Raw genomic sequence first — 13627 nt, forward strand, 5'->3', positions numbered from 1 at the left:
TGGCAGCACCGAAGGCACCTCACAAATGGCAAAATCAGAAGATCTTGTGATACTATCGGTCCAGAGATTTAACAGGCGGTGAAGCCTAAAATTTGAGCTTCCTCCTTTATTTCACCATAATTTTACTGCAATCAACTTAAGAAGTGCGCACATCGAAAGATCGTAAGGACGTATCACATGATTGACTGGCCACGCGTGACCGAGCTGCGCGAAGAAGTAGGTGCCGAGGACTTCGGGGAAGTTGTTGAAATCTTTCTGGAAGAGGTCGAGGAAGTCATTGGCAAGCTGGAAGACGGAGAGCGCGGCCAGCTGGAGCAGGACCTGCACTTTCTGAAAGGCAGCGCGCTCAACCTTGGATTTGAGAAGTTTTCTTCAATGTGCCTGGATGGCGAACGGCGTTCCGCGCAGGGCGCAGCCGAGGGAGTCGACGTCCCCGCCATCATCGCGACCTTTCAGGCATCTAAGTCCGCATTTCTGGCCGGACTGTCTGAGAAGTTTTGACTCCAGCGTCAACGTCAAATCACGAACTGCGCCAATGTCTCATCCCGGGTAATGTCCGTATAGGTCATGCCCGCGGCATCCAGCCTCGCAAACAGTTGCTCGAAATTCTCCGGGCGTTTGGTTTCGATCCCGATCAGAACAGAACCAAAATTGCGCGCCGATTTCTTCATGTACTCAAACCGGGCGATATCGTCCTCCGGCCCCAGGATGCCAAGGAATTCCTTCAGCGCGCCGGGTCGCTGAGGCAGCCTCAGGATGAAATACTTCTTAACTCCCGAGTAGCGCTGTGCCCGTTCCTTCACCTCTGGAAGCCGCTCGAAATCAAAGTTGCCGCCGGAGGTGACACAGACAACCGTCTTGCCGCGAATCCAGGAGCGCACGTCCTGCAGCGCCTCAACCGACAACGCACCGGCGGGTTCCAGTACAATACCCTCGACATTCAGCATCTCGATGATAGTGGCGCAGATCCGGTCCTCTGAGATTGCCAGCACATCCGGCAGCGGAACATCCTTCAGGATATCAAAAGGCAGGTCGCCGATCCGGCCTACCGCGGCCCCGTCAACAAAGGTATCGACAACATCCAGCGCTACTGGCTTGCCCGCCGCCAGCGCCGCTCGCAAGCAGGCGCCGCCATCCGGTTCCACAAACAGGCTGTGCACCGCATCGCCGAACCAGGAAGAAACCCCGGCCGACATGCCGCCGCCGCCAACCGGCAGCAGCACATGATCCGGCGCCTTCCCCAGCTGCTCTTCGATCTCCACCGCGATGGAAGCCTGGCCTTCAATCACATCCGCATCGTCAAACGGCGACAGGAAATGCCCCCCCTCTTGCGCGCACCACTCCTGTGCGGCGGCCAGGCAGATGTCGAAGTAGTCGCCGACCAGGTGGATCTCGATATTGTCGCCACCGAACATCCGCGTCTTCTGGATTTTCTGCTGTGGCGTGGTGACGGGCATGAAGATCACCCCGCGCTTGCCCATGTGGCGGCACATGAAGGCGACGCCTTGAGCGTGATTACCTGCTGAGGCGCAAACAAACAGCTCCTGATCCGGCTGCTTGCGCATGGCGTTCAGCGCGCCGCGGATCTTGTAGGAGCGGACCGGGCTCAGATCCTCACGCTTGAGGTAAATGTCCGCACCGAAACGGTCGGACAAATGCACGTTGCGCTGCAGCGGCGTCGCGGGAAACACATCGCGCATCGCCTGTTCGGCGGCGCGGGCCTGGGTCTTGAAATCGTTCATGGCCTCTTCAGTGGCGCAAGCCCGCCCCCAAGGCAAGGTGCGGGCTTGAAAGCATACAAAAGAATACCGTCAGGGCGCTGCCGATTAAATCGGGCGCCCCTCCACGTAGTGGCCGTAGAAGGTGGTGACGACGCTGACGTTGACCAGCGTTGCAACCAATGTCGCAAGGATCAGGAACACGATCCCAAGCGGCGCAAACACCGCCATCGACAGATCGACAACCACCTGCAGCAGCACGTTGAACAGCCCCAGCAGAACGACCAGCAGCATAATCGTGCCGGTGGTGCCCCGTGTCTTGTCCCAGGCATCGCGCAGCTTCAGCGGCTGCCCGATGGCCGCTGCCGGCAGAATGGGTGTCAGACGGTAGATCGCCACCGCCGTGAACAAGGCAAACAGGATAATAACCAGCGCGATCACCGCCGCCCCCCCCTCGCCTGCGATTCCGCCGACCAGCGCCGCAATGACACCAGCCGGGATCATGACCGCCAATGCGACAAGGAAGATCAGCAGCGCATTGCCGACGTAGGCCAGCATACGGTCACCGCGGAACGCTGGCAGCAGACCGCTGGGGTATTCCTCCAGCAGCACAAATCGGTGCCAGGACACGAACACCCAGATCTGCACCGCAACGATAGTCAGAAACACCGCTAGCAGCGTCAGGCCAAAGCTGCCCGCCGCCAGCGCCTGCGACAGCGCCTGCTGATCGCCCATCAGCGTCATCGGCAGCCCGGCGCTGGCCAGCAGTGCGAAAACGACCGCCACCCCGATCAGCACCGGCCCGGTCGCGATCCTGACTGCGTAATTCAAATTCCGCAGCACCATGCGGACCGAATGCTTAAAAATAGCCCAGCCTTTCATAAAAGCTTTCTCCAAATGAGCAATTTCTGTTGCCGCCAACCTAGACGCAGGGCTCGGCGCAGAAAACCCCGGACAACCTTGCTCTTTCAGCCAAAACCCGATACGCCGCAGGCGTTCTGACCTGAGAGGGAATTCCATGTCCGCGCCCAAGAAAGTTGTGCTCGCCTATTCCGGCGGCCTCGACACCTCGATCATCCTGAAATGGCTGCAGACCGAATACGGCTGCGAAGTTGTTACCTTCACCGCCGACCTCGGCCAGGGTGAAGAGCTGGAGCCCGCCCGCAAGAAAGCGGAAATGCTGGGCATCAAGCCGGAAAACATCTTCATTGAGGATGTGCGCGAGGAATTTGTCCGCGATTTCGTGTTCCCGATGTTCCGCGCCAACGCGGTTTACGAAGGGCTGTACCTGCTGGGCACCTCCATCGCCCGCCCGCTGATTTCGAAACGCCTGGTCGAGATCGCCGAGGCGACCGGCGCCGATGCGGTCGCCCACGGCGCCACCGGCAAGGGCAACGACCAGGTCCGTTTCGAACTGGCAGCCTATGCGCTGAACCCCGACATCAAGGTGATCGCGCCCTGGCGTGAATGGGACCTGACGTCCCGCACCAAACTTCTGGAATTCGCCGAAGCGCACCAGATCCCCGTTGCCAAGGACAAGCGCGGCGAGGCCCCCTTCTCGGTCGATGCAAACCTCCTGCACACCTCCTCCGAGGGCAAAGTACTGGAAGACCCGGCGCAGGAAGCGCCCGATTACGTCTACCAGCGCACCGTGCACCCGGAAGAAGCACCTGACACCCCCGAATACATCGAGATCGGGTTTGAGAAGGGCGACGCTGTCAGCATCAACGGCGAAGCGATGTCGCCCGCGACCATCCTGACCGAATTGAACGAATACGGCCGCAAGCACGGCATCGGCCGCCTCGACCTGGTCGAGGGACGTTTCGTGGGCATGAAGTCCCGCGGCATCTACGAGACCCCGGGCGGCACCATCCTGCTGGAAGCCCACCGCGGCATCGAATCCATCACCATGGACCGCGGCGCGATGCACCTGAAGGACCAGCTGATGCCGCAGTATGCAGAGCTGATCTACAATGGTTTCTGGTACTCGCCGGAGCGCGAAATGCTGCAGGCCGCCATCGACAAGAGCCAGGAATTCGTCTCCGGCACCGTGCGCGTGAAGCTCTACAAGGGCCTGGCCTCCACCGTTGGCCGCTGGTCGGACAACTCGCTGTATTCCGAAGCGCATGTGACCTTCGAGGAAGACGCCGGCGCCTACGACCAGAAGGACGCCGCAGGCTTCATCCAGCTGAACGCCCTGCGTCTCAAGCTGCTGGCTGCCCGCGAGCGCCGGATCAAAAAGTGAGTGACCGCGACGGCATGGACGGCGATTTCGAGGACGATTTCGCGGAAGAGCTGGACATGTTTGTCGAGGCTCAGGACACCGTATGGCCGGCGGTCCTGAGCGAACTCTCTCAAGGACAGAAGACGAGCCACTGGATGTGGTTCGTCTTCCCCCAGCTGGCCGAGCTTGGCCGCTCCCACATGGCGCAGCTCTACGGGATCGAGGATCTGGCGGAGGCCACCGCCTATCTGAACCACGAAAAGCTGCGCGCCCGCCTGGTCGAGGTCAGCCAGCTGATGCTGTCCCATAAGGACAAAGAGCCCGAACAGATTCTCGGCGGCATCGATGCCAAGAAACTGCGCTCCTCGATGACGCTGTTTGCCGCTGTGCCAAATGCGCCGGCAGAATGTCAGCAGGTGATTGATACCTTCTACGCTGGCCAGCCCTGCCCACTCACCCGGGACGCGCTGGCCAGCGGGTAATCCGCCCGCTTCCCCTTGGTTAATGTTGCCCGAACCGCCTTGCCTGCCTAACGCTCACGTCAGGCAAGGGAGGACAACATGGCACTTGAAGATATCGCAGCGGGCATCCGCACCGGCCTCGCCGGCAAAACCTTCGACGGCTCGCTGAAATTCGATTGCGGCGACGACGGCGTCATTGTGCTCTCGCAGGGGGATGCCTCAACCCTGGACCGTGACACAGACTGCACCCTGCGCCTCTCCTCAAAAAAACCTGCAAAAGCTGCTCGCCGGCAAGCTGAACCCGATGACCGCAGTAATGATGGGCAAGATCAAGATCTCCGGTGACATGGGCGTTGCCATGAAACTGAGCAAACTGATCGACTGAGCCTCTTCTTACCCCAAACATCCTGAGGGTGCGCGCCACACTGCGAGGTGGCAACCTCCCTTCACTTATCAGATTTTCGCGGCTTTCATCTGCTCGTAATAGGGCAGTGCCGCTTGCAGTACAGGCCGCAGCTCCTCCGGCACCTCCGGCAGCGGCCCCTCGGCGCCGGCAAATCCGGTCGAATTCCAGACCGCGCCATACCAATGCTCTGCCCAGACGCCGTCATCCTTGTGCCCGCCCTTGGGCCAGTTCAGCATTTTCGGGGAATACGGGATGCCGATCGTCTCGCACAACTGCTCCAGCTTTGCCGCCGGATCGTCGCGGATGTCGTGGCTGTCCACAACCACTGGAACCTGCCCCCAGCTGCGCACAAGATCAAAAAGTTCCGCCTGCTGGCGGAATCCAATGTCCTCCAAGATGGGGTTCTCCCGTTTTGCGGCGTAGGAGGCGATCACCCGGGCCGGATGGCGGATCAGGAAGACATTGGTGACCTTACGCATCCATTCACGCGGAACACCAGGGATCATATGCTGGGTCATGTGTTTCTGGTAATAGTACGGCTTGGCTGCCGGCACCGGCCCCAACAGCGATTGCACCACTGCCTCAGGGTCCCGCGGTTGACTTTCCAGGATTTCCGCGCGCATCGGATGATCGAGACCGGTCTTCGCCAAGTAGGCTGCATAAAACGGTTCATCCACCACCGCGCAATCGCCGCGGTTGCCAAAGGCATACATCATCGCGGTCGACAGGTTCCGCGGTCCCGACCACATAGATATCCGCATCAGCCGCTCTCCTTCCCAAACACCACCCCCGGCATGACGCCGCGGTCAAGAACACAGGCCTCAGCCCTCTCGTTGGGGGCGGGTTTGCCGTTCAGGCAGATCAGAAGCTCTTTGTTGCGCTGACCGTTCTCAGCCCGATAGGTCCGTATTTTGTCCGCCATAGAATCCTCCTTGGCCGGCACGCTAATAATACGGGAACCGGAATCCAATCGATAACGTGCTGTCACCAGTCCGTGAAACCCTGACTTGCCAACTTGCGAGGAAACGCGGCAGCCGGCAGGGTGGTGCAAGGCAGAATGGAGGCGGAAATGCGCGTTCCGGAGAATTTGAAGTCATGGGCTCTCGTCGGATTGATCACCGTCGGCGTATTTGTACAGGCGGGTCTTGCGCGCGCGCAATCCGCCGAAACTCTAACCGTTGCCGGCGGCTGTTTCTGGTGCGTCGAAAGCGATTTTGAAAGCGTTCCTGGGGTAATTGACGCTGTGTCCGGCTATACCGGTGGCAAGACAAAGAACCCCACTTACAAAGACGTCACCCGCGGCGGCACCGGCCACTATGAAGCCGTGCAGATTGTCTTTGATCCGGCTATAATAAGCCGGAAGCGTCTTTTGGAATTGTTCTTCCGCTCGATAGACCCGACTGATGCCGGCGGCCAGTTCTGTGATCGCGGTGAAAGCTACCGCACAGCGGTATTTGTCTCTAACAAGTCAGAAAAGGCTCTGGCCGGTCAACTGAAAGCAGAGGCGCAGAAGGCTTTGGGACAGAGGGTCGTAACGCCTGTCCTGTCCGCGCAAACCTTCTATGAGGCAGAAGACTACCACCAGGATTACTACAAGGGCGATAGCCTCGTGTTCACCCGGTTTGGCCCCAAGCGTCAGGCTGCAGCCTATAAGCGTTACCGCCAGGCCTGCGGGCGCGACGCAAGGGTGGAGCAGCTTTGGGGTGATGCGGCACCGTTTGCCAAAAAGAATTGAGTCTGGGGGAATCCAGAATCAGAAATTGGCGGCCTGAACTTCCTGCAGGTCCGGGATGACATCCGCTGTGCCTCTGCGGGTCACCATCAGAGCCGCGGCGCGGTTAGCCTGACTCATGGCTTCAGACATCGCCAGCCCGCGGTCCAGGCCTGAAAGCACGTACCCGGTGAAAGTGTCACCGGCTCCGGTAGTATCAACCGGGGTGACAGGAAGCGCTTGTACTTCCAGCACGCTGCCGGCCTCTCCGCCAATGTGCCGTGCCCCTTTGGCGCCTAGGGTGATGATCACATCCTTGATGCCAAGGTCGCCAGGTGTTTTGCCGGTTGCCTGCTCCAGCTGCTGTGCCTCGATCTCATTCAGGATCAGGAAATCCAGATATGGAAGCACCGCCTGCACCGCATCCGCGTCAAAAGGTGCAGCAGCATAGCAGACGCAAAGCCCCTTCTGCCGCCCTAACTTTGCCGCCTCCGCCTGCATGCTGGTTTCATTTTGCAGAACCAGAATATCGCCGGCTGCAGCCAAATCCAGCGCCTGGTCCAAGTGCACCCGGGTCAGTGCGCGGTTGGCTCCGGGGAACAGAATGATCTGATTTTCCCCCCCAGGCTCCACTGCGATGATGGCATGGCCAGTAGGTGCTGCCACCCTTGCGACATGTTCCGTGCCGACGCCATACCCTGTCAACCGCTCGACAGCCCAAGCTCCGTCCGGTCCAACGGCACCGATATGATGCACTTCGCTGCCGGCCCGGGTGGCTGCCACCGACATGTTGGCACCCTTTCCGCCAAGGAACCGGTCAAGACTGCGGGCGGCAAGGGTCTCCCCCGCCGCCGGCAGGTGCGGCATGGCATAAACCATATCCGCGTTGATCGAACCGAGGTTCCAGATTGCCATATCAGTTTACCCGATGTTGCAGGCCGCCAGCACCGCCATGTTCAGAATGTCATTGGTGGTGGAAGTGGTCGAGCAAATCTGGATCGGCTTGTCGATGCCCGACAGGATCGGGCCGATCACAGTCGCTCCGCCCATCTCCTGCATCAGCTTAACCGAGATTGAGGCAGAGTGGCGAGCAGGCACGATCAGAATATTCGCCGGCCCGGTCAGACGCTGGAAGGGGTAGTATTTTTGAGCGCGGGAGTTCAGCGCCACATCCACCGTCATTTCACCTTCATACTCGAAATCCACACCACGCTTGTCCAATACGGTCGGCGCAACGTGCATTTTCTCAGCACGCTCCGACACCGGATAGCCAAAGGTGGAGAAGCTGACAAAGGCCACCCGCGGCTCAAGCCCCATGTGGCGGGCCACCACAGCAGCGCGCTCGGCGATGTTTGCCAGGTGGTTTTCATCAGGCCATTCGTGCACCAGCGTATCGCCGATCAACACGATCCGGCCCTTGTGCAGCAGTGCGGTCACACCGGCAACACCGTGATCGGCATCGGCGTCGAACACATGATTGATCCGGTCCAGGACATGCGCCGATTTGCGGGTGGCACCGGTCACCAGACCGTCACCATGCCCATGCGCCAGCATCAGGCTGGAAAACACATGCCGATCGCGGCCCACAAGGCGGTGAATGTCCTTGCGGTCAAAACCTTTACGCTGCAGGCGGTTGTACAGGAAGTCCTTGTACATCTCAAAATGCGGTGTGTTGGCAGCGTTCACCACTTCCAGCTCACGCACGGCATCACCCAGTCCGGCCTTGTCCAGTTTCTCCCGCACATCTTCCGGCCGGCCCACGACCAGCGACTTGCCAAAGCCGGAGCGCTGGTACATGACAGCGGCGCGCAACGCCCGCGGATCGTCGCCCTCGGCGAAAATCATCCGCGACTGAGCAGAGCGAGCACGGGCGTTCAGACCGCGCAGGATGGACGCCGTCGGATCCATGCGGGACTTCAGGCCGACCTCATAGGCGTCCATGTCAACGATCGGGCGGCGCGCCGCACCGGTGTCCATGCCCGCCTTGGCCACTGCCGGCGGGATCCGGTGGATCAGCCGCGGATCAAACGGGGTCGGGATAATGTAATCACGGCCGAAGGTCAGCGATTTCCCGTAGGCCAGCGCGACCTCATCCGGCACGTCTTCCCGCGCCAGCGCCGCCAGCGCGTGGGCGCAGGCGATCTTCATCTCGTCATTGATGGCGCGCGCGTGAATGTCCAGCGCACCGCGGAACAGATAGGGAAAGCCCAGCACATTGTTGACCTGGTTCGGGTAATCGGACCGCCCGGTCGCGACAATAGCGTCGACCCGCACCTCATGCGCCTCTTCCGGCGTGATTTCCGGATCGGGGTTTGCCATAGCAAAGATCACCGGGTTGTCGGCCATGGAGGCGACCATTTCCTGGGTCACGGCGCCCTTGACCGACACGCCAAGGAACACATCAGCTCCGCGCATCGCCTCTTCCAGGGTACGCAGATCAGTGCTGACGGCATGCGCCGACTTCCACTGGTTCATACCCTCGGTACGGCCCTGAAAGATCACACCCTTGGTATCGCAGACGATGCAGTTTTCATGCCGCGCGCCCATCGCTTTCAGCAGTTCGATGCAGGCAATGCCAGCCGCGCCGGCGCCATTGAGAACGATCTTCACATCCTCGATTTTCTTGCCCGACAGATGCAGAGCGTTGATCAGTCCCGCTGCGCAGATCACCGCGGTGCCATGCTGGTCATCGTGGAAGACTGGAATGTCCATTTCTTCCTTGAGCTTCTGCTCGATGATGAAGCACTCGGGCGCCTTAATATCTTCCAGGTTGATGCCGCCAAAGGTCGGCCCCATCAGTTTGACCGCCTTGATGAACTCATCAGGGTCTTCGGTGTCCAGTTCGATATCGATCGAATTCACGTCCGCGAACCGTTTGAACAGCACGGACTTACCTTCCATCACCGGCTTGGAGCCTAGTGCGCCAAGATTGCCCAGCCCCAACACGGCCGTGCCGTTGGAAATCACCGCAACCAGGTTACCCTTGTTGGTATAATCATAGGCTGTTTCAGGATTCTCGGCGATCGCCTCGCAAGGAACCGCAACCCCCGGAGAGTAAGCCAAGGACAGGTCCCGCTGCGTGGTCATCGGGACAGTGGCATTGATCTCCCATTTACCCGGAGACGGCTCCAGGTGGAACGCCAGGGCTTCTTCATCGGTGATCTTGTTCTTGGGCATTTAATCTCGTGTCCTCTCCTCGTCACGGTCCGTCTTAGCTCAGCCCAACGCGCCCCTCAATCCGCGGTTTCAAGAATCTCTATTGCCAGATTTTAGAAAAAAGCGGCTAAAAGATGATAGTTTCCGTCAGGTTTTTGCCTCAAATCAGGCCCCAGAATGTTGTAATTTCTTAACATGTATTAACGCGCACCTGTCTTCCAGGTGGCGCTGAGCTCTGGAATTCGAGGGGCTGCAGCCAACGCACAGAACGGCGTTTGTCCGCCCGCGAAACGGGCATAGGATCAAAGGAAAAGTGAGGAATGATAAGTTTCCACAACAATTCCGGCGCAATGGTGGCCTTGCAAACCTTGGGCGGTGTCAATTCCCAGCTCAATCATACGCAGGACAGCATCGCCACCGGTCAAAACATCAACTCCGCGCAAGACAATGCGGCCCTCTGGGCGATCTCTGAACTGATGGAATCGGATGTTTCCGGTTTGCGCTCAGTCTCGGACTCTTTGTCGCTGGGCGAGGCTACAGTTGCGGTCGCTTCCGCCGGAGCCGAGCAGATTACCGAAACCCTGACCGAAATGAGGTCTCTGGCCATCATGGCCAGCAGTGGAATGGGTGACTTCAGCAAGTATGAAGCGGCGATGGCGAAGAAGACCGAGCAGGTCAATTCGATCATCTCGTCTTCCGGCTTCAACGGGGTGAACCTTCTGAAAACTGACGTAGACGGCGGCGGCGGAACCGGACTGACCGTCCCTTCTGCAATTTCCGGCGACGGCAGCCTGGACACCCTCAGCGTTGGCGGGGTTGATTTTGAAGGCAGCCCCCAGTTCGACCTGGGCAGCCGGACTGCAATCACCGACAGCGCCAGCGCCCTGACCGCCCTGGGCGAAATCGAAGGCTTCCTTACCTATGCGATCGAAGGTTCGGCCTCTCTGGGCGCCGGCGCTACCCAGCTGGCCAGGCAGGGTGACTATGTCGGCAAGCAGTCGGATGCGCTGACCCGGGGTGTCAGCTCGATGATCGACACCAGCATGGAAGAAGCCGCAACCAAGCTGCTGGCCCTGCAGGCACAGCAGCAGCTGAGCACCTTGTCGCTGTCCATCGTCAACACGATGCCTGACACGCTGCGCAACCTCTACTGACAGCAGGCTGCCGCCGGCGTTCCCGGCGGCAGCCACATCCGGGTTTTCCTCGGACCGCCCCCATTGTAGATGTCTGGCAAAGACGACCCCGGGGGACTTTTCATGACCGTAACGCCCATGATGGCGCAGTATCTGGAGATCAAGGCAGCGCATCCGGATGCGCTGCTCTTTTACCGGATGGGCGACTTCTACGAGATGTTTTTTGAGGACGCCGTGAACGCTGCTGAGGCGCTGGACATCGCACTGACGAAGCGCGGCAAGCACAATGGCGACGACATCCCGATGTGCGGTGTGCCGGTTCATGCCGCCGAAGGCTACCTGCTGACGCTTATCCGCAAAGGCTTCCGCGTCGCCGTCGGCGAACAGCTGGAAAGCCCTGCCGAGGCCAAGAAACGCGGCTCCAAGTCCGTGGTGAAACGCGATGTTGTGCGGCTGGTGACACCCGGCACCCTGACTGAAGATTCCCTATTGGAGGCGCGGCGCCACAACTTCTTGGTTTCCTATTCCGAACTGCGGGATGAGGCTGCGCTGGCCTGGGCTGATATTTCCACCGGCGCGTTTCATGTGATGCCGGTAGCGCGGGTCCGCCTGTCGCCCGAATTGGCACGTCTGGCACCTTCGGAACTGATTGTCGCCGATGGCCCTGCCTATGATGCCGCCCGTCCGCTGGCCGATGAATACAAGATCCCGCTCACCCCGCTGGGCAAGGCCAGCTTTGACAGCACTGCGGCGGAAAAACGAATTTGCACCCTGTTCAACGTCAGCGCCTTGGACGGCTTTGGCACCTTCACCCGCGCCGAAGTGTCCGCGATGGGCGCGCTGATCGATTACCTGGAAATCACCCAGAAGGGCAAACTGCCGCTGCTGCAACCGCCGCAGCAGGAGGCCCAGGACCGGGTGGTCCAGATCGATGCCGCCACCCGCCGCAACTTGGAACTGACCCGCTCGCTGTCCGGCGGCCGAGCGGGTTCGCTGCTGTCAGTCGTCGACCGGACCGTCACCCCCGGCGGCGCCCGGCTGCTGGAACAGCGTCTTTCCAGCCCGTCGCGCAATCTGAACACAGTCCATCAACGCCTAGCGGCCCTGGATTTTGCAGTTGAGCACACGCGGACCGCAGGAGACCTGCGCACATCTTTGCGCAAAACACCGGACCTTGACCGGGCGCTTTCCCGCCTTGCATTGGAGCGTGGCGGCCCGCGTGACCTGGCCGCCATCCGCAATGGCCTCTCGCAAGCAGAAGTAATAGCAGGCCTCTGCGATGGGATGGAACTTCCCGCACTGATTTCCGGCGCGGTTTCGGACCTGCAAGGGTTTGACGAACTGCTCTCGCTGCTGGAGTCCGCGCTTGTCGCTGAGCCGCCGCTGCTGGCCCGGGACGGCGGGTTCATCGCCGCCGGGTATGACGCGGAACTCGACGAGGCGCGAACCCTGCGTGACGAAGGCCGCTCGGTCATCGCCTCCATGCAAAAGAAATACGCGGAACACACCGGGGTCTCCTCGCTCAAGATCAAGCACAACAATGTGCTGGGCTACTTCATCGAAACCACCGCGACCCACGCGGACAAGATGATGTCGCCACCGCTGAACGAGACCTACATTCACCGCCAGACCACCGCCAACCAAGTGCGCTTCACCACGGTGGAGCTGAGCGAGATTGAAACCCGTATTCTGAACGCGGGAAATCTGGCGCTGGAGATTGAAAAGAGGCTCTACGCAAGGCTTTCCGGCGCCATTCTGGACAATGCCGCGCGCCTCAACACTGCTGCGCGAGGGCTGGCAGAACTGGACTTGCTGACAGCACTGGCCGATCTGGCCCGCGGCGAAAACTGGACCCGCCCCAAGGTCGACAACAGCCGTGCGTTCCATGTGGAAGGCGGCCGCCATCCGGTCGTGGAACAAGCCCTACGGCAGCAAGGCGGCGAGACCTTTGTGGCCAACGACTGCGACTTGACTGCGCAGGACGGTGCCGCTGTTTGGCTGCTGACCGGCCCCAACATGGCAGGCAAATCGACCTTCCTGCGCCAGAACGCGCTGATCGCCCTGCTCGCCCAGATGGGCAGCTATGTTCCGGCGGAAGCCGCACACATCGGCCTGGTCAGTCAGCTGTTCAGCCGCGTCGGCGCTTCCGACGACCTGGCCCGCGGCCGCTCTACCTTCATGGTGGAGATGGTCGAAACCGCCGCTATTCTCAACCAGGCCGACGACCGCGCCCTGGTGATCCTCGACGAAATCGGCCGCGGAACCGCCACCTACGACGGGTTGTCGATCGCTTGGGCCACGCTGGAGCACCTGCATGAAGTAAACCGCTCCCGGGCACTTTTTGCCACTCACTACCATGAGTTGACCCAGCTGGCCGCCAAACTCGAAGGTGTCGATAACGCGACCGTCGCAGTCAAAGAGTGGGAGGGTGAGGTGATTTTCCTCCACGAGGTGCGAAAAGGCGCGGCCGACCGTTCTTACGGTGTACAGGTGGCTCAACTCGCCGGCCTTCCTGCAACTGTTGTTGCCCGCGCCCGAGATGTCCTCGACATGCTGGAACAAGGCAGCCGCGAAGGCGGGTCCAAGATCCAGATTGACGACCTGCCCCTCTTTGCCGCTGCACCTCCGCCGCAGCCCAAGGCACCTTCGGGTCCCTCAGCTGCAGAGGAAATTCTGGCCAACATCCACCCGGACGACCTGTCCCCCCGGGAAGCGCTGGATATGCTCTACAAGCTTAAAGAAGCTTCCGGCTAAAGCAAAAGGCGGATCCTAATGGACCCGCCCTCTCTACATTCAAAAAGCTCCCCCGCCGGAAGCA

At 60.3% G+C, this 13627-nt stretch carries 12 protein-coding genes and 1 pseudogene; 7 read left to right on the forward strand and 6 right to left on the reverse strand.

Annotation, left to right across the window (positions count from 1 at the left end):
* The first annotated feature begins 177 nt into the window (after positions 1 to 177).
* The gene (locus tag KUV26_RS12040; protein ID WP_222503644.1) at positions 178 to 501 is read left to right on the forward strand and encodes an Hpt domain-containing protein; all 324 of its coding nucleotides are present in this window, start codon (positions 178 to 180) and stop codon (positions 499 to 501) included.
* 14 nt (positions 502 to 515) lie between these two features.
* Here KUV26_RS12040 and ilvA read toward each other — a convergent pair whose 3' ends face one another.
* Together ilvA and KUV26_RS12050 are read right to left on the reverse strand one after the other, a co-directional pair.
* Positions 516 to 1742 (reverse strand): threonine ammonia-lyase IlvA, encoded by a 1227-nt coding sequence (ilvA, locus tag KUV26_RS12045; RefSeq protein ID WP_222508499.1) that lies wholly within the window; start codon positions 1740 to 1742, stop codon positions 516 to 518.
* Positions 1743 to 1826: 84 nt separating this feature from the next.
* On the reverse strand, positions 1827 to 2600 hold the full coding sequence (locus tag KUV26_RS12050) for a hypothetical protein (protein ID WP_222508500.1): 774 nt from the start codon (positions 2598 to 2600) through the stop codon (positions 1827 to 1829).
* Between the two features lie 136 nt (positions 2601 to 2736).
* On the opposite strand from KUV26_RS12050, the gene KUV26_RS12055 reads away from it, so the two are divergent.
* The 3 genes and pseudogenes from KUV26_RS12055 (at position 2737) to KUV26_RS12065 (ending at position 4788) form a co-directional block, all read left to right on the forward strand.
* On the forward strand, positions 2737 to 3963 hold the full coding sequence (locus KUV26_RS12055) for an argininosuccinate synthase (RefSeq protein ID WP_008553676.1): 1227 nt from the start codon (positions 2737 to 2739) through the stop codon (positions 3961 to 3963).
* Between the two features lie 14 nt (positions 3964 to 3977).
* The gene (locus KUV26_RS12060; RefSeq protein ID WP_222508599.1) at positions 3978 to 4424 is read left to right on the forward strand and encodes a DUF1810 domain-containing protein; all 447 of its coding nucleotides are present in this window, start codon (positions 3978 to 3980) and stop codon (positions 4422 to 4424) included.
* 78 nt (positions 4425 to 4502) lie between these two features.
* Positions 4503 to 4788, forward strand: a pseudogene (locus KUV26_RS12065) (SCP2 sterol-binding domain-containing protein).
* A 68-nt stretch (positions 4789 to 4856) separates the two neighbouring features.
* Here the strand turns inward: KUV26_RS12065 and KUV26_RS12070 are convergent.
* Together KUV26_RS12070 and KUV26_RS12075 are read right to left on the reverse strand one after the other, a co-directional pair.
* Positions 4857 to 5570: an HAD family hydrolase gene (locus tag KUV26_RS12070; RefSeq protein ID WP_222508501.1), complete on the reverse strand. Its 714-nt coding sequence runs from the start codon at positions 5568 to 5570 to the stop codon at positions 4857 to 4859.
* A complete protein-coding gene (locus KUV26_RS12075) occupies positions 5570 to 5731 on the reverse strand; it encodes a hypothetical protein (protein ID WP_222503649.1) in 162 nt (53 codons plus the stop codon). The genes KUV26_RS12070 and KUV26_RS12075 overlap by 1 nt, the downstream gene beginning before the upstream one ends.
* Positions 5732 to 5878: 147 nt before the next feature.
* Between KUV26_RS12075 and msrA the strand changes: the two genes are divergently transcribed.
* Positions 5879 to 6544, forward strand: a complete 666-nt coding sequence (msrA, locus tag KUV26_RS12080; RefSeq protein ID WP_222508502.1) for a peptide-methionine (S)-S-oxide reductase MsrA — start codon at positions 5879 to 5881, stop codon at positions 6542 to 6544.
* Positions 6545 to 6562: 18 nt separating this feature from the next.
* Here msrA and KUV26_RS12085 read toward each other — a convergent pair whose 3' ends face one another.
* Together KUV26_RS12085 and KUV26_RS12090 are read right to left on the reverse strand one after the other, a co-directional pair.
* Positions 6563 to 7435 (reverse strand): ribokinase, encoded by an 873-nt coding sequence (locus tag KUV26_RS12085; protein ID WP_222508503.1) that lies wholly within the window; start codon positions 7433 to 7435, stop codon positions 6563 to 6565.
* Positions 7436 to 7441: 6 nt separating this feature from the next.
* A complete protein-coding gene (locus KUV26_RS12090) occupies positions 7442 to 9697 on the reverse strand; it encodes an NADP-dependent malic enzyme (protein ID WP_222503652.1) in 2256 nt (751 codons plus the stop codon).
* Positions 9698 to 9996: 299 nt separating this feature from the next.
* Here KUV26_RS12090 and KUV26_RS12095 point away from each other — a divergent pair, with 299 nt between their 5' ends.
* A complete protein-coding gene (locus KUV26_RS12095) occupies positions 9997 to 10830 on the forward strand; it encodes a flagellin (RefSeq protein WP_222508504.1) in 834 nt (277 codons plus the stop codon).
* 102 nt (positions 10831 to 10932) lie between these two features.
* Entirely contained in the window at positions 10933 to 13563 is a 2631-nt protein-coding gene (gene mutS / locus KUV26_RS12100; RefSeq protein WP_222508505.1) for a DNA mismatch repair protein MutS, read from the forward strand.
* The last annotated feature ends 64 nt before the right edge of the window (positions 13564 to 13627 follow it).

Source organism: Leisingera daeponensis (assembly GCF_019801465.1).
GTDB lineage: Bacteria > Pseudomonadota > Alphaproteobacteria > Rhodobacterales > Rhodobacteraceae > Leisingera > Leisingera daeponensis_A.